Consider the following 20,006-nt stretch of genomic DNA (forward strand, 5'->3'; position numbering starts at 1 on the left):
GGTGACCCTGGCGGAGGGCCCCGTCACGCTGCGCCCGATAAGGCAGCGCGACCAGAAGGCGTGGCGGGAGGTGAACCGGCGCAACAGGGACTGGCTGCGTCCCTGGGAGGCGACCATTCCGCCGCCCACGCCCTCCGGGCCGATCGTCCAGCGCCCGACGTACCGTCAAATGGTCCGCCATCTGAGGTCGGAGGCGAACGCCGGGCGGATGCTGCCCTTCGTCATCGAGTTCGAGGGCCGTCTCGTCGGGCAGTTGACCGTGGCCGGCATCACGTGGGGCTCCATGTGCTCGGGACACGTCGGCTACTGGGTGGACGAGGCGGTGGCCGGACGCGGCGTCATGCCCACGGCGGTGGCCATGGCGACGGACCACTGCTTCCGCACGGTCGGTCTGCACCGCATCGAGGTGTGCATCCGCCCGGAGAACGGCCCGAGCCGACGAGTGGTCGAGAAGCTCGGTTTTCGCGAAGAGGGACTGCGGCCCCGGTATCTGCACATCGACGGTGGCTGGCGTGACCACCTCGTGTACGCGCTCACCGCGGAGGAAGTCCCGGACGGACTGCTCAGTCGGTGGCGGCGCCGCAGACAGGAACGCAGGAACACCGCCTGACCAGGCAGAACGCCAGATGACCCCTTTAATTCGAATAAGTATTCGAATTAAAGGGGTCATCTGGTCGGTAAATACCCTTTACGGCTCGTCGTTGATCAGATCAGTCGTAAAAAAAGTCATTGATATCAGTTGATTCGTGCGACACACCGACTCAATTGGCGGATCGCCCGGCGAAAAGCCCTCTACGGTGTGAGGCGTGAGCAGCAGTGGCCTCATTTACGCAGTCATCGTCGGGGCCTGGGCCGCCTATCTGGTGCCGATGTGGCTCCGTAGGCAGGACGAGCTGAACGAGGCTCGACCGACGGAACGCTTCAGTACCGCCATCCGGCTGCTGTCCGGACGCGCGGGAATGGAGCGCCGCTACGCCAAGGGCCTCCAGGAGCGCTCCGAGGAGGAGCCTGGCGACGCGCCGGAGTTGACCGACTCGGTCGACGTCCGGTCCTTCGCCGTGTCCAGGACGACCACGACGGCGCGCCCCCCGTCGGCCGGCCCCGAGGCGCACGGCCCGCAGGGGCGTCCCCCCTCGCCTCCCGCCGCCGACCGGCAGCAAGCCGCCCCGTCAGCCGCGCACGTGCGGCACGAGGTCCGCCACGAGCCGGCCCGGGACGCCCGCGAGAAGCAGGAGACCCCGGAGGGGCCCGGCGAGGAACGCGCACGAGCGGTGGAGCGCCGACCGCGGGCGACGGAGAGCGAAGAGGAGACCCCCGAGTCCCTGGCCCGCGCCCGGCGCTCCAAGGTGCTGGCCCGCAGGCGCCGCACGACGGCTCTTCTCTTCCTCCTCTTCACGCTGGGCGCCGTCGCGGCCGCCGTCTTCGGCTTGGCCTTCCTGTGGGCGCCGGCGGCACCCGCGCTGATGCTGAGCGCGTACATCGTCTATCTGCGAGGACAGGAACGGCACCGCTTCGCGTACACGATGGACCGCCGCAGGGCCGAGGCGGCGGCCCAGCGACTGCGCGAGCAGGGCTCCCGCCGACGGCCTCCGCAGGCGGGACGCTCCCGCCGCGACCACCACGCGGCCGACGAACCCACCCAGGAGTACCGCGGCCTCGAAGAGGACGCGGACACGGGCGAACACGAGCCCCAGCACCGCGGCGCCACCGCTCGGGACCGGGCCGCCCAGGCCCACGACGCCGCCGTCACCGAGCCGGTCACCCCCGGGGAGGACCCGCAGATGTCGGCGCTCGCGGCCGGCCGGCGCGCCCTCGTGGAGCAGACCGACCACGCCGAATGGGTCGACCAGCAGAGAGAGCGCCAGCGACACCCACGGGGAGCGGGCTGGGACCCCGTGCCCGTACCGCTGCCCACGTACGTGACGGCGCCGGTCGCGCCCCGTGCCACACAGGACGTCGACCTCGGGGCGCCCGACGTGTGGTCCTCCGCCCGGTCCGGCACCGCGGACCCGGGCCGGACCGACGCCCCGGACGCCACGGACCCGGAGCGCACGGACCAGGAACCGCCGTCGCAGCGCCCGCGCCCCGACGGCCAGGAAGCCCCCGCTTCCCGCAAGGGCCCGCACCGCCGCCCGAAGGGCCGTACCAGGACCCCGCTCTTCGACCAGTACGAGGAGGGCGACCACCCGCGAGCGGCCAACGAGTGAGCCCCGGCGTCCGCTCCCCTGACCAGCGGGGAACGGATTACCGAGCACCCCGTTCGGGGTGCTAGAGTTTCACTCGTCGCAAGGGCCTGTGGCGCAGTCTGGTAGCGCACCTCGTTCGCATCGAGGGGGTCTGGGGTTCAAATCCCCACAGGTCCACAGACGACTGTTCACGGGTTGCTCCCGTGAACGTCAGGAGATCCCGTCCGGTCGGAAGACCGGGCGGGATCTTCGTCGTTTAGGGGGGGAGTGCTGGCCGGGGCGGCGTGTGCGCTTGTCAGTCCGGTGCGGCCGGTGCAGGCTCGGGCCGCGGGTGCTCCGTGCCGCGATGGGTCCCGGCTCGGCGCGAGTCCGTTCGGGGAGCCCTCGGAGGGCGTCGTGGGAACTCGTGGAACGTGTTCGACGCGAGACACCACGGAGAACGCTGTGAAGACCACACCGAACGACTCGGCCGCCGAGTCTTCCGGCCGCCCGCCCGTCGTCGACCCGGCCACCTGGCAGACCGCCCGGGACGCGCTTCTGGTCCGCGAGAAGGCACACACGCACGAGGGCGACGCGCTCGCCGCTGCCCGCCGCCGACTGCCGATGGTGGAGCTCGACGGGACGGCCGAGGTCGTCGGGGCCGAGGGCGCGGTGCCGTTCCTGGACTTGTTCCAGGGCCGCGACGAGCTCGTCGTCTACCAGCACATGTGGTACGACGGTGCGCCGCACCAGGGGCAGTGCGAGGGCTGCACCACGACGGCCTGGCACCTGCGGGACGCCACCTACCTCAACGCCCGGGGTGTCTCGTACGCCGTCCTGACCACGGGGCGGTGGGAGGAGGTGGCCCCGTACGTCGAGTTCATGGGGTACACCCAGCCCTGGTACTCGGTGCGTGACGTGGACGCGCCGATCGGTGGCGCCATGGGGTACCTCGTCTGCTTTCTCCGCGAGGGCGAGCGCGTGTTCCTCACCTACTCCACGACCGGCCGTGGCAACGAGCGGGTCAACGGGTCCCTCGGCCTGCTCGACATGACGCCCTACGGCCGCGGCGAGGCGTGGGAGGACAAGCCCGAGGGGTGGCCCGAGGGGCGCGACGCGTGCTGGTCCTGGCGCTCGGACGCGGACGGAAACCCCACCTGGGGGCCGACCAGCCGCCCCGTACCGCAGTGGACCCGTCCCGGCGCGACTCAGGTGGAGACCCTCGGCCGGCACGGCCACCCCCACTGACGCGCGTGCGTCGACGCTCTGTCAGGTGCCGCCCGTAGCGCGCGGGGGCGGCCCTTCTCGGACACGTACGCCGTTTCGCCCTGTGTGCGGGCGGTCGCTGGGCCTACGGTGAGTCCCACGTGCGGCCCCGGACGGTGCGGGGGCCGTGCCCGGCCGGTACGGGGAGGGTGTTGGCGGTGGATGTCGGGGCGCTGGCGGCGAGTGGGGCGACGACCCTGGTCGGGCTCATGGTGTCGGAGAGCTGGAACCAGGTACGGGGCCGGGTCGCGCGTTTCTTCGGGCGTGCGGGCGACGAGGACGCGGCGGGGGCGGAGCTGGAGCTGTCCCGCGCGGAACTGGCCGAGGCGCGTGAGCAGGGGGACGAGGAGGCGGCGGCGGATGTGCAGGCCGCTCTGCGGGCCCGCTTCCGCCGGGCCCTGCGCGAGCATCCGGAGACGGCCGAGGAGCTGCGGGCCCTGCTCGACGAGTTGGCCCCGCAGAGCGGGGGCGCGCGGACCGGTGCGGGCGATGTGCACAATGCGGTCGACGGAACGGTGAACGGGGTCGTCGTTCAGGGCCGCGACATGGCGGGGCTGAATTTCTGGGCGGCACCGCAGGGCGGGCCGGTACGGGGCGCCGGACCTGGTTCTGGTTCTGGCGCCGGTTCGGGCGCAAGTTCCACTTCCACGCCCAGCCAGGGGCCCGGTCCGGGTTCCGGTGGGGCGGAGGCGGAACCGGAGTACTGACCGCAGTCTTTTCCGGAGGGGATGGTGCCTGACCGCAGGCCCTTTCCGGAGGGGATGGCGCGCTGGCCACCCGGTGCCGGGTGGGCTTGTCGTCTCCGGCCGGCTGGTCAGCGGGTGGTCAGGGGCTTCGTGTAGCAGAGGCTGGAGTCGGTGTCGCGGTACAGGCCGAACTTCGACGCGGCCGGGCGGTAGCCGCTGGAGAGGTAGAGGGCGACCGCTTCCGGCTGCGCCGTCCCGGTCTCCAGGACCATGCGCGTCCGCCCGGCCGCGCGGGCGTCCTCCTCCAGGAGGCCGAGGATGCGGCGCGCGAGCCCCAGCCCCCGGGCCTCGCGGACCACGTACATGCGCTTCAGCGCCGCGTCGCCGTCCGCATAGCCCTCGTCGTTCGCTTCCTGGGCGCGCCAGCCGCCCGTGGCGACCGGACGGTCCTGCTCGTCGTACGCGAGGAGGTACAGGCCGCGCGGCGGGGCGAACATGGTCGCGGCGAGCGGAGTGATGTCGCCGTCGTCCCCGTAGCGCTCGGCGTATTCGAGCTGCACCTGGTCGTTGAGCTTGACGGCGTCGGGGTGGTCGTAGGCGACCCGGCGAATCTGCATGGCGATAATCGTACAACTGTCCACATCTGTGGATAACTGCGGACGACTCCGGACGCCATTGCCCTAGAGTTTCGAACGTGCTCACCACGACGACCTGCCCGCACACGGCGGTCGCGGCGTCGGGTGGCGGCACCTCTTGGAGAGGGAGGGGAGCGCTTTGCTGACTGTGACCACCGTCAATGTAAACGGACTGAGGGCGGCGGCCAAAAAGGGTTTCGTGGAATGGCTGGCCGGCACCTCCGCCGATGTGCTGTGCCTCCAAGAAGTACGCGCAGAACCAGGCCAGCTCCCCGCCGAGGTCGCCGGGCCCGACGGCTGGTTCGTCGTGCACGCACCCGCCGCCACCAAGGGCAGGGCGGGCGTCTCCCTGTACAGCAGACGCGAACCCGACCGCCTGCGGACCGGCTTCGGCAGCGCCGAGTTCGACGACAGCGGCCGGTACGTGGAGGCGGACCTGCCCGGCGTGACCGTGGCCAGCCTCTACCTGCCCTCCGGCGAGGTCGGCACGGAGAGACAGGACGAGAAGTACCGCTTCATGACCGAGTTCATGGAGTACCTCAAGGAGCTGCGGGAGAAGGCGGCCGCCGAGGGACGCGAGGTCCTCGTGTGCGGCGACTGGAACATCGCGCACCAGGAGGCCGACCTCAAGAACTGGCGCGGCAACCGCAAGAACTCCGGCTTCCTGCCGGAAGAGCGGGAATGGCTGTCCCGAGTACTCGACCCGGCGGACGGCGGCTACACGGACGTCTTCCGACAGCAGCACCCAGGGGTGGAGGGGCCGTACTCCTGGTGGTCCTACCGGGGACGGGCCTTCGACAACGACTCGGGGTGGCGGATCGACTACCAGATGGCCACCCGGGGGCTCGCCGAACGCGCACTCAAGGCATACGTCGAACGAGCGGCCACGCACGACCAGCGCTGGAGCGACCACGCACCGGTGACCGTGGTGTACGGGGCGCCCGGGGGCCCCGGGGAAGGTGAATGAGGTGAACGAGGTGACGGGCCGTCCCGTCGGCGCCGCAGTTGAGGCGTCGGGAGCGGCCGAACAGTCCGAGGGTGGCGAGGTCGTCATCGGGCGGTGGCCCGGGCCGGGCGCTCGCACGCAGGAGGGACCGGCCGCGCTCCTGCTCGCCTATCACCTGCGGACGGAGGCGGAGAAGGGCGCCGAGGTGACCGAGGTCGACGGGCTGCCCGAGCGGTACAGACGGGAAGTGCTCGACCCTGAGAAGGCGTTCGAGCGGGACACCGTGCTGGTGGCGTCCACCGGGGGCCGACTCGTCGGCTGCCTCGTGGTGACCACCCCGGTCGAAGGGCGCGCGGAGATCAAGCGGCTGTGGACTGATCCGTCGCTGCGCGGCAGAGGCATCGCCACACGGCTGATCGAAGCCGGACTCGCCGCCTGCGCCGACGCGGGTGCCGAGGCGGTGCGGCTGTCGGTGTGGAAGTGGCGGGCCGGGGCGATGGCCCTCTACGAGAGACTCGGCTTCGGTGTCGTCGAATCCTGGGACGAGCGGGACCAACTCGTCTGCATGGAAAGGGCGGTGGGAGGTGTTGCTTCGTAGTGGGCGTGGGCGGTCGCTCGGGGCGGGATGATGTGGGGAGGTGGTGGGGCGCGGCTGGTGGTGGCCAGTCACTCACGCGGACTTCGGGGGCCCGGGCACGCCTTTGGGTGCGCTCATGTCCTCCGTGTTCTCTGTGCGGAACGGGGCGAGGCGACGGTCCAGGGCCATGGAGAGCTCGGCTTCTACGACGGCCTTCGCAAGGGGCCTGAGCTTGCCCGGGTCGGCAGGAGGAGTGTGCGGGCGCAGCGTCTCCAGGAACAGGTCCGCCAATGCCTCCGCGTGGACACGGACCTGGCGGCCGGCCTCCAGGACCGTGGCCAGCGGGACACCTTCACGGACCAGAGTGGCCGAGACGTCCAGCAGACGGCGGCTGATGTGGACGATCTCGTCACCGTCCACCGCGAGGTAACCGAGGTCCAGAGCGGTCGCCAGGTTCTCCGGGGTGACCTCACCGGCGAAGTGGTCGGCCAACTCCTCGGGGGACAGGCGGACGGGGGTCTCCTCGGACGGGGCGCCCAGGCCGAGGACGTCGCCGACATCGCGACCGTGCTCGAAGGCCTCGGCCAGCTCAGCTATGCCGTTGAGAGTGTGACCACGCTCCAGGAGGGCCGAGATGGTGCGCAGCCGTGACAGGTGGTGGTCGTCGTACCAGGCGATCCTCCCCTCACGGCGAGGCGGCGGGAGGAGCTTGCGCTCACGGTAGAAACGCAGAGTCCGCACCGTGATACCGGCCGCCGCGGCCAACTCCGTCGTGCGGTACTCGCGGGGAGGTGGGGTGGGGAGGGAGGGGGCGGGGGAGGGGGCGGGGGAGGGGAGGGGGGAGCCCCCCGAAGGAGTGCGCGTAGCAGTGGCGTTGAGCAGGTGATCGGCTCCCATCCCGCTCCTGTCCTCAGCGCCGCCCGGGGTTCCCGCGCCGCTTCCGGTCCCCGGTCCCGCGCCGCTTCCGGTCCCCGGTCCCGCGCCCCTTTCGGGCCCTGGTCCGGCGCCGTTCTCGGCCCCTGGTTCCGCGCCGCCTTCGTCCCCGGTTCTTGCATGCGCTTCGTTCCCAGTCCCCGCGCCGCCGCTGCCCGAGGTTCCCGCATCGCTTCCGCCCGGGGTTCCCGCGCCGCCGCGGTTCCCGGTTCCTGTGCGACCTGTGCCCCCGGCTCTCGTGCCGCTTTCGTCCCCGGCTTCCATGCCGTCTCCGTTTCCGGGCCCCATCCCGACTCCGTCCCCGGCTGTACTTCCGGTTCCGTTCTCGCCCTGAGTCCCCGCTCCGGCCCCGCTTCCGGAGCGTCGGCTTTGCGCCCTGCCCTCGTCGCTTCGGGTTGCCGCCTCGTGCCTCGTGCTCGGGGGGTGCGCCCTGGTCCCGCCGCTTTGGTCGTCGGCCTGGTGCTCGTCAGCCCGGTACTCGTCGCTTCGGCTCTGTGTCTCGGTTCCGGCGCTTCGGTTCTCCGGCTCGTCCATGTCCCTCGTCTCTGTCCGCCGGTCGTCCTGTCCGCCGGTCCGTCTTCGCTCTCGACCGTGTCCGCCCGGCGTCCCGGGTTCCGTCCGGTCGGCCGCCGAGGGCTGTCTCCCCGTCGTGCTCCACGTCGTGCCGTCGGCCATGCTCGCTGCGCTGTCCGCGGCGTTCAACTCTCCTGCGGCGTCTCGCGTAGAAGTGGCGAACGCTGTCTGACGCAGGGGCTTCCGGTAGCGGGAACGCCGCGGGGTTCTGCCGGGGGTCGGCCGGCGCCTCGTCCGGCTGGGCGGGCCGGTCGCGCTCCGCTCCGGATGCGTACCGTTACGGGTCCGTCACAGAGCGGTCCCGGGGCCGTCACGGTGCCGGTCCTCCGTCTTGCCACGAGCCTTCGCTCCCCGTCTCGCCCTCCGCCTCTCCGTACTGTGAACTCCCGGGCGCAGCCTATGTCGTACCGGCGGTAACTCTTCTTGCGCGACCTCTACCCACGGGTACGGGACTGTTCTACGCTCCCCATCGTGCCAGTGATTGCTGGCAGCGTCGTCTGGAGAGGTGCGGGAGGCGGCTCTATGACGGAGAACATGGACACCGCGAGTGACTTGGACGCCGCGAGGGACAAGGGCACCGCGAGGAACGCGCGGGACCGCCGGCAGGAAACGCAGAAGTCACCCGGCGCGCAGAGCACTGAGAGCACTGAGAGCACAGAGAACGCACGGAGCGCTCGGAGCGCGCAGAACTCTCAAGGCGCGCAGGGCGCACAGAGCACGCGGACCACTCAAGGCGCCCCCGGCACACAAAGCGCCCCCGGCACTCAAGGCGCGCAGGAGTATGCCGCCACGGTCGCCACGGCCGGCGCACCGGGGGCGTATCCCCGAGGACTTGGCCGTACCGGTGAGGCCGGGCAGGGCGGTGAGGCCGGGCAGCTCAGGCAGGTCGTAAAGGCCGGCCAGGGCGGTGGAGCCTCGGGTGGGGAGGGGGCCGTGCGGCATGTGCGGGTGGCGGTGGTCGGGTCCGGGTTCGGGGGGATCGGGGCGGCGGTGCGGTTGCGGCGTGAGGGGGTCACCGACTTCGTCGTGCTGGAACGGGCCGGGTCGGTCGGCGGTACCTGGCGGGACAACACGTATCCGGGCTGTGCCTGCGACGTGCCCTCGCACCTGTACTCCTTCTCCTTCGCGCCGAGCGCCGAGTGGCCCCGTACCTTTTCCGGGCAGCCGCACATCCGGGCCTACCTGGAGCGGGTCGTCGACACCTTCGGGCTGCGGCCGCACATCCGTACCAACAGCGAGGTGCGGATGATGCGCTGGGACGGGCGGCGGATGCGGTGGGAGCTGGACACGGCGTCGGGGCGCTGGACCGCCGATCTGGTGGTCTCGGCGACCGGGCCGCTGTCCGACCCGAAGATCCCGGACATTCCGGGGCTCGACACGTTCCCGGGCAAGGTCTTCCACTCGGCCCGCTGGGACCACGGCTACGAGTTGCGGGGCAAGCGGGTCGCGATGATCGGGACGGGGGCCTCGGCGATCCAGATCGTTCCCTCGATCCAGCCCGAGGTGGAGCGGCTGACCCTGTTCCAGCGCACCCCCGCCTGGGTCATGCCCCGGATGGACCGCGAGGTGTCCGCGACGGAGAAGTGGCTGCACCGCAGGCTGCCGTTCGCGACGGAGGCGCGGCGGCGGGTGCTGTGGGGGATCAGGGAACTGCAGGTGCAGGCGTTCACGAAGCGGCCCGACGCACTGGGGCTGGTCGAGAAGCTCGCGAAGGCGAACATCCGGCGCTCCATCAAGGATCCGGTGCTGCGTGCCCGGTTGACGCCCTCGTACCGGATCGGCTGCAAGCGGATCCTGCTGTCGAGCACGTACTATCCGGCGCTCGCCCGGGACAACGTGGATCTCGTCGCCTCCGGGCTCAGCGAGGTGCGCGGGAGCACCCTGGTCGCGGCGGACGGGACGGAGACGGAGGCCGACGCGATCGTCTTCGGCACCGGTTTCCACGTCACCGACATGCCGATCGCCGAGCGGGTCGTGGGCGCCGACGGGCACACGCTCGCCGAGAGCTGGAAGGACGGGATGGCCTCGCTGCGCGGGGCGACCGCCGCCGGTTTCCCGAACTGGATGACCATCATCGGGCCGAACACGGGCCTCGGGAACTCCTCGATGATCCTGATGATCGAGGCGCAGCTCAACTACATGGCGGACTACCTGCGGCAGTTGGACGTGCTGGGGCCCGGTTCCGCGCTGGACGCCCGCAGGCCGGCCGTGGACGCGTGGAACCACCGTGTGCAGGAAAGGATGAAGCGCACGGTGTGGAGCACCGGAGGGTGCACCAGCTGGTATCTCGACTCCTCGGGGAGGAACACGACCATCTGGCCCGGGACGACGACGGAGTTCCGGTCCGCGACCCGGCGGGTGAATCTTTTCGAGTACGAGGTACTGCGGCCGCCCCGGGGGCACAGTGGAGCCGCGGCACGAACAGCGGCCGAGGCAAGGGCTGGGGCAGAGGCCGGTCGGGAAGGGGCTGCGGCATGAGCGGGTTCGGGCACGCCACGCGCGGTACGTACGCGCCACCGGTCGCCGCGCGGGAGCTGACCGTCACCTCGGCGGACGGATCGCCCGTGCACGTCGAGGTGTTCGGGCCCGCCGGGGCGCCCGCCGTGGTGCTCGCGCACGGCTGGACCTGCTCGGTGGCCTTCTGGGCGGCGCAGATCCGGGCCCTGGCGCCCGATCACCGGGTCATCGCCTACGACCAGCGCGGTCACGGGCGTACCCCCGCGCCGCTGGGCCCGCTCGGGTACAGCACGAAGGCGCTCGCCGACGATCTCGAAGCGGTGCTCGACGCGACGCTGGAGCCGGGCGAGAAGGCGGTGCTGGCCGGGCACTCGATGGGCGGGATGACGTTCATGGCGGCGGCGGACCGGCCTGCCTTCCGGGAGCACGCGGGCGCCGTGCTGCTGTGCTCGACCGGCCCTTCGCGGCTCGTCGCCGAGTCCACGGTGCTGCCGCTGCCCGCGAGTCCCGTACGGACCCGGCTGACGGGGGCGGTCCTCGGGGCGCGGGCCCCGCTCGGCCCGGTCACCCCGCTCGGCAAACGGGTCCTGAAGTACGGGGTGATGGGGCCGGGCGCCACCGCGGAGCAGGTGGACGCGTGTGCGCGGATCGTGCACGCGTGTCCCACGCCGGTGCGCTTCGGCTGGTCGCGGGTGCTCGACGTGCTCGACGAGGAGGAGGGGGTACGGCTCATCGAGGCGCCCACCGCCGTGATCGTCGGGACCGCCGACAAGCTGACCCCGGCCGTCCACGCGCGGGCCCTGGCCGAGGCCCTGCCGCGGTCGCTGGGCCTGACGGAACTGCCGGGCCTCGGTCACATGACGCCGATCGAGGGGCCCGCCGCCGTGACCGGGCGGATCAGGGAACTCGTCGCGGACCATCTGCCGCTCGGGTCCGAGGCCGGGTCCGAGGCCAGCACGCAGGCCGATACGCAGGCCGGTTCGGAGGCCGGTGCGGAGACCGTCCCCGGGCCGCGGCCCGAAGGCCGTACTCGTTCGTCCCGGCTCACTGAGGAGAAGGCATGACGACCACCGATGACAACGGCGCGGCCGGGGGCTCCAGGGGCACCGGAGGTCCCACCCGCTCCGCCGGGCTGGTGCCGGGGCAGCGCGGGGCGGGGCGGCGGGTCGCCGGCCGCCTCGACGGGCAGGTCGCCGTCGTGACGGGCGCGGCGCGCGGGGTCGGGCGGTTGCTCGCGCGCAAGTTGTCCGCGCACGGCGTGCGGGTCGCGCTCGTGGGGCTGGAGCCGGAGGCGCTTGAGGAGTTGTCGGGGCGGCTGCACAGTGACAGCGCGTACTGGTACGCGGACGTCACCGACCAGGACGCGATGACGCGGGTCGCGGCCGAGGTCAAGGAGCGGTTCGGGAAGGTCGACGTCGTCGTCGCCAACGCCGGGGTGGCCGGCGGCGGGCCGTTCATCGACTCCGACCCGGAGTCGTGGCGCCGGGTGATCGAGGTCAACCTGATCGGTTCGGCGGTCACCGCGCGCGCCTTCCTGCCGGTGCTCGCCGAGAGCCGCGGCTATCTCCTCCAGGTCGCCTCGCTCGCCGCCGTGACCCCGGCCCCCATGATGAGCGCGTACTGCGCCTCCAAGTCCGGGGTCGAGGCGTACGCGCACTGTCTGCGCGCCGAGGTCGGGTATCTCGGCGTGAAGGTCGGTGTCGCCTACCTGAGCTGGACCGACACCGACATGGTGCGCGGCGCCGACGAGGACGAGGTGATGCGGGAGCTGCGGCAGCGGCTGCCGTGGCCGGCGAACAAGACGTACCCGCTCTCTCCCGCCGTCGACCGCCTGCTCGCGGGCATCGAGCGGCGCTCCGCGCACGTCTACGCGCAGGGCTGGCTGCGCGGGATGCAGTCCGTGCGGGGCGTGCTTCCCGCGCTGATCGGGACGGTCGGCAGGCGCGAGATGGAACGCTTCGGGCCGCGGCTGGCCGGGGTGCGCAAGGGGCTGGTCGGGGCGGGGGGCGCCGCCGACGAGAAGGACCGTTCGCGGCGCTCCTCCGGGGTGGGCTGAGCGGCGGTTCCGGGGCCGCGAGCCCGCACGGGCGCGGTTGCCGACGGCCGGTCACTCTGCGTGGATTGATCGAAATGCGGGGTCTGTCGGTGCGTGTCAGTCTGGTCGAGGCCCCCCAGTCTCTGGCGGGGGCCGCACCCCACCCCCTAGAGGAGTGACCCCGCATGGGTATCAAGGACCAGTTCCAGGACAAGGCCGAGCAGCTCAAGCAGAAGGCGGGCGAGGCCAAGGACCAGGCGAACGAGCGCGGTTCGCAGGCTCAGGACCAGGCCCGTGAGAAGGGTCAGGACAAGGGCGAGGACGCGCGCGAGAAGTTCGGTCGCGACGACGACCAGTGACCTCGGTGACGTTGCGGCACCGGCCGGGTCCGCCCGGCGGTGACCGCTGACCGCTCGGGTTGCGGTACCAGCTGGAGGGCGGCTTCCGGAGACCAGCTCCGGGAGCCGCCCTCCGGCGTTCACCTGTGTGCGCGGCGGCGCGCCCGGCGGCGCGCGAGTCCGTGGACCGCGAACCGCCGCCCAGTCCCCGGACTCAGCCCAGTCCCCGGACTCAGCCCAGTCCCCGGACTCAGCCCAGTCCCCGGACTCAGCCCAGTCCCCGGACTCAGCCCAGTCCCCGGCTCAGGCCCGGGGCGGGAGCGGGGGGCGGGTGCGGTCGGGGACGGCGGAGAGGTCCGGGGGGACGGCGGCGGGGTGGCGGTCGAGGAGTTCGAGGGCGAGGCCCACCGCGTCGTCGAGCTGCGCGTACCGGCCCTCCGCCCAGTCGAGGGGGGTGCGCAGCGCGGGCACGTCGGGGGCGACGCCGTGGTTCTCGACGGACCAGCCGTACGCGTCGAACCAGGCCGCGTTCATCGGCACCGTGATGACCGTGCCGTCCACGAGGGTCTGCCGGCCGGTCATGCCGACGACGCCGCCCCAGGTCCGCTGCCCCACGACGGGCCCCAGGCCGAGGAGTTTGAAGGCCGCGGTGATCATGTCGCCGTCGGAGGAGGTCGCCTCGTCGGCGAGGGCGACGATCGGTCCGCGCGGGGCGTTCGAGGCGTACGACACGGGCTGCGCGTCCCGGGTCAGGTCCCAGCCGAGGATGGTGCGGGTCAGCTTCTCCAGGACCAGTTCGCTGATGTTGCCGCCCGCGTTGCCGCGTACGTCGACGATGAGGGAGGGCCTCGACATCTCCAGCCGCAGATCGCGGTTGAACTGCGCCCAGCCCGAGCCGCCCAGGTCCGGGATGTGCAGGTAGCCGCAGCGACCCCCGCTCAACTCCCTGACGACGGCGCGGCGTTTGGCGACCCAGTGCTGATAGCGCAGCGGCCGGTCGTCGACGAGCGGGACGACCGCGACGCGCCGGGGACGGCCGCCGCCCGCCGGGCGGAAGGTCAGTTCGACGGTGGTGCCGCCCGCCCCGGCGAGCAGCGGCCCGGGGCCGGTGACCGGGTCGACGGGGCGGCCGTCGACATGGGTGAGGACGGCGCCCTCGCGGATGCCCGTACCGGCCAGCGGGGAGCGGGCCTTGGAGTCGGAGGACTCGCCGGGCAGGATGCGCCGTACCGTCCACTCGCCGTCCCGGCAGGCGAAGTCGGCGCCGAGCAGGCCCATGGGGCGCTGGTAGTGCGGCGGTCCCTCGTTGCGGCGGGCGGCGGTGACGTAGGCGTGGGAGGTGCCGAGTTCGCCGAGGACCTCGCGCAGCAGGTCGGCGAACTCGTCGGGGGAGGCGACCCGTTCGAGCAGCGGGCGGTACTGGTCGAGGACGGCCTCCCAGTCGATGCCGCACATCCCCGGGTCCCAGAAGTAGGAGCGGATGATGCGGCCCGCCTCCTCGTACGCCTGCCGCCACTCGGCGCCCGGCTCCACCTCGTGCTTGACGCGGCGCAGGTCGATCCACGCGGTCGTGGCGTCGTCGCCGGACTCGGTGGCGGGGACGGCGCGCAGTTCGTCCTCGTCCACGACGACGAGCCGGGAGCCGTCGCCGCTCACCGCGAACCAGTCCATGTGCGCGACGAGCTGGGTCTTCTTCGCGCGGGTCAGGTCGAAGTGTTCGAGGGTCGGCTGGTGCGAGGTGTCGGCCGGGTTGACGAAGGTCTCGCCGAGCGCCCCGGAGATCGGCCAGCGCAGCCACACGAGCCCGCCGCCGGACACCGGGTGCAGCGCCGAGTACTTCGAGGCGGGCACCGGGAACGGCGTGACCCGGCTCTCCAGGCCCTCCGCCTCGACGGTCACGACGCCGTCGAAGCCCTCGGCGCGTTCGTCCGGGTCGAGTCCGCCGGCGGCCGGGCGGCCGTCGGGTTGCAGCGCGAACGGCGAGGGCGTCGCCGAGGACAGCGTCACGAGGTACGGGCGGCAGCCGAGCGGGAAGGACAGGTCGCCGGTGTGCACGTCGTACACCGGGTCGAAGCCGCGCCAGGACAGGAACGCGAGATACCGGCCGTCCCGGGTGAACACCGGGTTCTCGTCCTCGAAGCGGCCGTTGGTGACGTCGAGGACCACCGGGGCGCCCGGGCCGGCGATCCGGGCCATCTTGATCTGCCGCAGCGAACGGCCGATCCCCGGGTGCGACCAGGTGATCCAGGCGCCGTCGGGGGAGAAGGCGAGGTCGCGCACGGGACCGTTGAGGGACCGGATCAGCTCGGTGACCTGCCCGTCACCGCCGGAGTCCTCCGGGCGGTCGCCGCTGGAGCTCTCCGGACGGTCGCCGCTGGAGCCCTCCGGACGGTCACTGTTGGAGTCCTCCGGTCCGGCGCCCCCGGCCGCCTCCCCGCCCGCGCCCGCTCCCTGGTCGTGCGGCGCCTCCTCGCCCCCTGCCTCCGCGCTCCCTTCGTCCGTCGGCGTCGGCGTCGGGTCGACGAGCAGGAGGCGGCCGTCGTGGGTGGCGACGGCGAGGCGGGTGCCCTCGTTGTCGGCGACGAGTTCCTCGACCCGGCCGATCCGGCCGCCCGCGAAGCGCCGTACCGCGCCCTCGTCACTGGCCCGGGGCAGCGAGGCGATCTCCAGGGCGTCGGGCCCGTCCGCGTCGGTGACGTAGGCGACCTCGCCGCCCGCGCCGAGCAGCACGGGCAGCCGTACCCGTACGCCCGGGGTGTCGGTGATGGTGCGGGCCGGGCCGTCGCGGTGGGTGAGCCAGTACAGGCTGCCGCGGACGGCGACGGCGCTGGCCCGGCCCGTCTCGTCGGTGGACACGGCGTCGACGTGCCGGGAGGCGGGCACCTGGAAGCCGCGCCGCCCCGAGCGGGGACCGCCGAGCCGCACGTCCAGGCGGCGGGGACGGCCGTCCTCGGACAGGTCCTCGACGATCCACAGGTCGCCCGCGCACTGGTAGACGACGCGCTCCCCGTCGGTCGAGGCGTGCCGGGCGTAGAAGGCGTCGTGGTCGGTGTGACGGCGCAGGCCCCGCCCGTCGGGCAGGCAGGAGTACAGGTTGCCGACGCCCTCGTGGTCGGAGAGGAAGGCGATGCGCCCGGCGACGAACATGGGGCAGTCGAGGTGCCCGTCGAGGCCGGGCAGCAGCCGGTCGCCGTGCAGCCACAGCCGGCCGGTGGCCCCGCCCCGGTACCGTTTCCACGCGGCGGGCTCGTGTGGCGGTTTGCCGGTCAGCAGCAGGGTGCGGCTGTCGCCGTGGGGGTCGGCCACGGCGATGTCGGAGACCGGGCCCCAGGGCAGCGGACCGCCGGGGGAGCCGTCGAGCGGCACCTTGTACGCCCAGGCGTAGTACGAGAAGGGCTGGTCCTTCGAGCTGACCGCGAGGATCTCGCTGCGGCCCTCCGCGTCCGGCGGGGTCCAGCCGCACACGCGGGTGTCGGAGCCGCCCCAGTAGGTGAGCCGCCGCACCGGGCCGCCGTCGACGGCCGCGAGGTGGATCTCCGGGTCGAGACTGCGCCAGGTGGTGAACGCGATGAGCCGCCCGTCCGGCGAGAAACGGGGATGGCCGAGCTTGGTGCGGTCGGCGGTCAGCCGCCAGGCCCGTCCGGGCTCCGCCCGCCCGTCCGCGCCCGGCAGGGGGGCCAGCCAGAGGTCGTCCTCGGCGACGAAGCACAGCCGCTCGCCGTGGAGGTGGGGGAACCGCAGGTAGCCCGCGTCGTGCTCGTTCACCACCTCATGCTTTTACGCGGGTACCGGCGCGGCAACTCGGCGGGGCGCCCGGCACCCGTACGGAGAGCACCGGAACGGGTGTGCGATACGGGCGCCCGTGTCCCGGAGCCTCGTTTCCCGGGCGCCACGTGGGGCCTCCTTTCCAAAGCAAGGGAGGGGTTCCCCCGCCTCGCCGCAGGACATAAGTACGGAAGGAGTAAATAAAGGCAGCGCAGGGCGTGTGGCGCAGGACACGTACGAAACCGTTTCGTTTCGATACCCGTCCGGGTTAGGGTCATTCCAGTGCGAGAGCGCTCCTCACGGCGTCGAAGACGTCGTAAGGTGCGTGGACCGTACGTGTGCGGGTCGCCGCGAGGCGGGTACGTGTACGTACAAGCGAGCAGAGGGAGGCAGGGATGGCCGCAGTTGCCGGTGCGACGACGCGCCGAAGCCGTCTGACGCCCGAGCGCGAGGCCGAGCTGTACGAGGCCGTGCTCGATCTGCTGCGCGAGGTCGGCTACGAGGCGCTCACCATGGACGCCGTGGCATCCCGCACCCGGTCCAGCAAGGCGACCCTCTACCGCCAGTGGGGGAGCAAGCCGGAGCTGGTGGTGATGGCACTGCGCCATCACAAGCCGATCTCGTCCGCCGATGTCGACACCGGCAGCCTGCGGGGCGATTTCCACGCCCTCGTGGGCCGTCAGGACGACTGCCGCATGGCTGAGGACGCCGCACTGATGCGCGGAATCGCCATGGAGATGAAGAGCAACCCCGATCTGCACCGCGCCTTCCGCGAGCTGCTGGTCGAGCCGGAGATCACCGGACTCGGCCAGGTGCTGCGGCGTGCGGTGGAGCGCGGCGAGGTGGAGGCGGACAGACCCGCTCTCGACTTCGTCGTGCACATGATGGTCGGTGCCTACGTCGCACGGCAGATGATCGACGGCGCCTCGGTCGACCGGGACTTCCTCCTCCGATACGTCGACGCCGTGGTCCTCCCCGCCCTCGGCGCCTGAGAGCACAGCCCCGACACCCGCGGTTCCCGTCGCACGAGCGGCGGCCGCGTCTGCGGTGAGTCCTTCACCGGCCCAGGCGCGCCACCACCCGTGACCTCGTGAACCGCACCCGGGAGATCCTCGCGCCCACTCCCTGACGCGCGTCTCCCCGCCCTGTCCGTACGACCTTCAGCTCGTAGTTCCAGCTCCTCCTGACGCGCACCGCTCCCGTCGTCGGGCTGGCCCGCCCTGCCCTGATCCGCCCCCGACCCTGACCGGGAGACCGCCCTCGTGGCCACGTTCCTCTACAAACTCGGCCGTTTCGCCTTCCGGCGACGCCGGATAGTCGCCCTGTTCTGGGTGGCCGTGCTCGCGCTCGTCGGCGTGGGTGCCGCGACCGCGAGCAGCCCTGGCCCCAGCCAGTTCTCCATACCCGGCGTCGAGGCCCAGAAGGCCTTCGACCTCCTCGACCAGCGCTTCCCCGGCACCAGCTCGGACGGGGCCACCGCCCGCGTCGTCTTCAAGGCCCCCGCCGGTGAGAAGATCACCGCGCAGGAGAACAAGGCCGAGGTCCAGAAGACCGTCCGCGACATCGACCACGGCTCGAAGCAGGTCGCCTCGGTCGCCGACCCCTTCGCGACCGGCTCCGCCGTCGCCAAGAACGGCGAGGTCGCCTACGCCTCCGTGACCTACAAGGTCAGCTCCATGGAGCTGGACGACTCCTCGAAGGACGCCCTCCAGGACGCCGCGAGCAAGGCCCAGGACGCCGGCCTGACCGTGGAGATCGGCGGTGACGCGCTCCAGCCCGAAGCGGAGACCGGCGCCACCGAGGTCATCGGTATCGCCATCGCCGCCGTGGTCCTCGTGATCACCTTCGGCTCGCTCATCGCGGCCGGGCTCCCGCTGCTCACCGCGATCATCGGGGTCGGCGTGGGTGTCGGCTCCATCACCGCCCTCGCGAAGGCGCTGAGCCTGGACTCGACGACCTCGATCCTCGCGATGATGATCGGCCTCGCCGTCGGCATCGACTACGCGCTGTTCATCGTCTCCCGCTACCGCGCGGAACGGGCCGAGGGCAGGAAACCCGAGGAGGCGGTCGGCCGGGCCGCCGGTACGGCGGGCTCCGCCGTGGTGTTCGCCGGCCTCACTGTGATCATCGCCCTCGTCGGCCTCGCCGTCGTCAACATCCCGATGCTCACCAAGATGGGTGTGGCCGCCGCGGGCACCGTGGCCGTCGCCGTGCTCGTCGCCCTGACCCTGATCCCCGCGCTGCTCGGCTTCGCCGGAAACCGGGTGCTCGGCAAGAAGGTCCGCAAGGCCGCGAAGGCCGTCAAGGGCGAAGGCGAGGACGCGGTCGCCCGCGCCGTCGTCGACGCGCAGCGCGACCCCGAGGGCAACCACAAGGTCAACATGGGCACCCGCTGGGCGCGGTTCGTGCTGCGCCGGCCCGTCCTGGTGCTGGTCACCGCGGTCGTCGCCCTCGGAGTGGTCGCCGTCCCCGTGACCCAGCTGGAACTGGGCCTGCCCGACGACGGCTCCCAGCCCACCGACACGACCCAGCGCCGCGCCTACGACCTGCTGTCCGACGGTTTCGGCCCCGGGTTCAACGGCCCGCTGATGACCGTCGTGGACGCCAAGGGCGTGGACGACCCGCAGGCCGCCGCCAAGCGCGTGGTCGCCGACATCAAGAAGCTCCCGGACGTCGCCGCGGTGACCCCGGCGAACTTCAACAAGGCCGGGGACACCGCCACCATCACCGTGGTGCCGGACTCCCAGCCCTCCTCCGTCGAGACCGAGGACCTGGTCCACGGCATCCGGGACGCCGGGAAGGACGTACGCGCCGACACCGGCGCCGAGGTCCTGGTCACCGGCGCGACCGCGATGAACATCGACGTCTCGCAGAAGCTGAACGACGCCCTCGTGCCGTACCTGATCCTCGTGGTCGGGCTCGCGTTCCTGCTCCTCGTGCTCGTCTTCCGCTCGATCCTGGTCCCGCTCAAGGCGGCCCTCGGCTTCCTGCTCTCCGTGGTGGCCGCGCTCGGCGCCGTCGTCGCGGTCTACCAGTGGGGCTGGCTCGGCTCGCTCTTCGGCGTCGAACAGCCCGGGCCGATCATGAGCATGATGCCGATCTTCATGGTGGGCGTGGTGTTCGGGCTCGCGATGGACTACGAGGTCTTCCTCGTGACCCGCATGCGCGAGGCCCACGTGCACGGGGAGTCGCCCAAGCAGGCCGTGGAGACCGGGTTCCGGCACGGCGCCCGGGTGGTCACGGCGGCGGCGGTCATCATGATGGCGGTCTTCGCGGGCTTCATCAGCTCCAGCGAGCAGATGGTCAAGATGATCGGCTTCAGCCTCGCGATCGCCGTCTTCTTCGACGCCTTCGTGGTGCGCATGACGATCGTCCCCGCGGTGCTCGCCCTGCTCGGCAAGCGGGCCTGGTGGCTGCCGAAGTGGCTCGACCGGATCATGCCGAACGTCGACGTCGAGGGCGAACAGCTCCAGAAGGCCCTCGGCGAGGACGACAAGCCCCAGGACCCGGACGCGGAACGGGAGTTGACACGCGTCTGAGTGGTCCTGGCCCCCGGGACACCCGGCGTCCGCACCGGACGCCGGACCCGGGGGGCCGTGCCGAGGCCCGTGGGGACGGGGCCGGCACGTG

Annotated in this window: 15 protein-coding genes and 1 tRNA gene; 13 read left to right on the forward strand and 3 right to left on the reverse strand. The window is 72.1% G+C overall.

The annotated features are described in order from the left end of the window. The first annotated feature begins 1 nt into the window (after window position 1). The 5 genes from AB0J21_RS05400 (at window position 2) to AB0J21_RS05420 (ending at window position 4,138) form a co-directional block, all read left to right on the forward strand. Complete coding sequence (locus AB0J21_RS05400) at window positions 2-610, forward strand: GNAT family protein (RefSeq protein ID WP_363144482.1); 609 nt, start codon at window positions 2-4, stop codon at window positions 608-610. 196 nt (window positions 611-806) lie between these two features. Further along, window positions 807-2,207 (forward strand): gephyrin-like molybdotransferase receptor GlpR, encoded by a 1,401-nt coding sequence (glpR, locus tag AB0J21_RS05405; RefSeq protein ID WP_363144483.1) that lies wholly within the window; start codon window positions 807-809, stop codon window positions 2,205-2,207. Window positions 2,208-2,289: 82 nt separating this feature from the next. Further along, window positions 2,290-2,363, forward strand: a tRNA-Ala gene (locus AB0J21_RS05410). Window positions 2,364-2,630: 267 nt separating this feature from the next. After that, a complete protein-coding gene (locus AB0J21_RS05415; protein ID WP_363144484.1) occupies window positions 2,631-3,413 on the forward strand; it encodes a DUF899 family protein in 783 nt (260 codons plus the stop codon). 176 nt (window positions 3,414-3,589) lie between these two features. Next, window positions 3,590-4,138: a hypothetical protein gene (locus tag AB0J21_RS05420; protein ID WP_363144703.1), complete on the forward strand. Its 549-nt coding sequence runs from the start codon at window positions 3,590-3,592 to the stop codon at window positions 4,136-4,138. A gap of 107 nt (window positions 4,139-4,245) precedes the next feature. Here AB0J21_RS05420 and AB0J21_RS05425 read toward each other — a convergent pair whose 3' ends face one another. Further along, window positions 4,246-4,734, reverse strand: coding sequence for a GNAT family N-acetyltransferase (locus AB0J21_RS05425; RefSeq protein ID WP_363144485.1), 489 nt, complete (start codon window positions 4,732-4,734; stop codon window positions 4,246-4,248). Between the two features lie 157 nt (window positions 4,735-4,891). On the opposite strand from AB0J21_RS05425, the gene AB0J21_RS05430 reads away from it, so the two are divergent. After that, window positions 4,892-5,719, forward strand: coding sequence for an exodeoxyribonuclease III (locus AB0J21_RS05430; protein ID WP_363144486.1), 828 nt, complete (start codon window positions 4,892-4,894; stop codon window positions 5,717-5,719). An 85-nt stretch (window positions 5,720-5,804) separates the two neighbouring features. Then, window positions 5,805-6,296: a GNAT family N-acetyltransferase gene (locus tag AB0J21_RS05435; RefSeq protein ID WP_363144704.1), complete on the forward strand. Its 492-nt coding sequence runs from the start codon at window positions 5,805-5,807 to the stop codon at window positions 6,294-6,296. Window positions 6,297-6,368: 72 nt separating this feature from the next. Here AB0J21_RS05435 and AB0J21_RS05440 read toward each other — a convergent pair whose 3' ends face one another. After that, window positions 6,369-7,172, reverse strand: coding sequence for a MerR family transcriptional regulator (locus AB0J21_RS05440; protein ID WP_363144487.1), 804 nt, complete (start codon window positions 7,170-7,172; stop codon window positions 6,369-6,371). 1,542 nt (window positions 7,173-8,714) lie between these two features. Between AB0J21_RS05440 and AB0J21_RS05445 the strand changes: the two genes are divergently transcribed. From AB0J21_RS05445 to AB0J21_RS05460, 4 genes are all read left to right on the forward strand, one after another. Continuing rightward, complete coding sequence (locus AB0J21_RS05445; RefSeq protein WP_363144488.1) at window positions 8,715-10,259, forward strand: NAD(P)/FAD-dependent oxidoreductase; 1,545 nt, start codon at window positions 8,715-8,717, stop codon at window positions 10,257-10,259. Then, window positions 10,256-11,302, forward strand: coding sequence for an alpha/beta hydrolase (locus tag AB0J21_RS05450; RefSeq protein ID WP_363144489.1), 1,047 nt, complete (start codon window positions 10,256-10,258; stop codon window positions 11,300-11,302). Before AB0J21_RS05445 ends, AB0J21_RS05450 begins: the two co-directional genes overlap by 4 nt. Further along, window positions 11,299-12,294, forward strand: a complete 996-nt coding sequence (locus AB0J21_RS05455) for an SDR family oxidoreductase (protein ID WP_363144490.1) — start codon at window positions 11,299-11,301, stop codon at window positions 12,292-12,294. Before AB0J21_RS05450 ends, AB0J21_RS05455 begins: the two co-directional genes overlap by 4 nt. Before the next feature lie 164 nt (window positions 12,295-12,458). Next, window positions 12,459-12,632, forward strand: coding sequence for a hypothetical protein (locus AB0J21_RS05460; RefSeq protein ID WP_363144491.1), 174 nt, complete (start codon window positions 12,459-12,461; stop codon window positions 12,630-12,632). 282 nt (window positions 12,633-12,914) lie between these two features. Here AB0J21_RS05460 and AB0J21_RS05465 read toward each other — a convergent pair whose 3' ends face one another. After that, window positions 12,915-16,376 (reverse strand): S41 family peptidase, encoded by a 3,462-nt coding sequence (locus tag AB0J21_RS05465; protein WP_363144492.1) that lies wholly within the window; start codon window positions 16,374-16,376, stop codon window positions 12,915-12,917. A 395-nt stretch (window positions 16,377-16,771) separates the two neighbouring features. Here AB0J21_RS05465 and AB0J21_RS05470 point away from each other — a divergent pair, with 395 nt between their 5' ends. Beyond that, complete coding sequence (locus tag AB0J21_RS05470) at window positions 16,772-17,368, forward strand: TetR/AcrR family transcriptional regulator (protein ID WP_363144493.1); 597 nt, start codon at window positions 16,772-16,774, stop codon at window positions 17,366-17,368. A gap of 270 nt (window positions 17,369-17,638) precedes the next feature. After that, a complete protein-coding gene (locus AB0J21_RS05475) occupies window positions 17,639-19,915 on the forward strand; it encodes an MMPL family transporter (protein WP_363144494.1) in 2,277 nt (758 codons plus the stop codon). The last annotated feature ends 91 nt before the right edge of the window (window positions 19,916-20,006 follow it).

The sequence above is a fragment of the Streptomyces sp. NPDC049954 genome, assembly GCF_040656295.1.
Classification (GTDB): domain Bacteria; phylum Actinomycetota; class Actinomycetes; order Streptomycetales; family Streptomycetaceae; genus Streptomyces.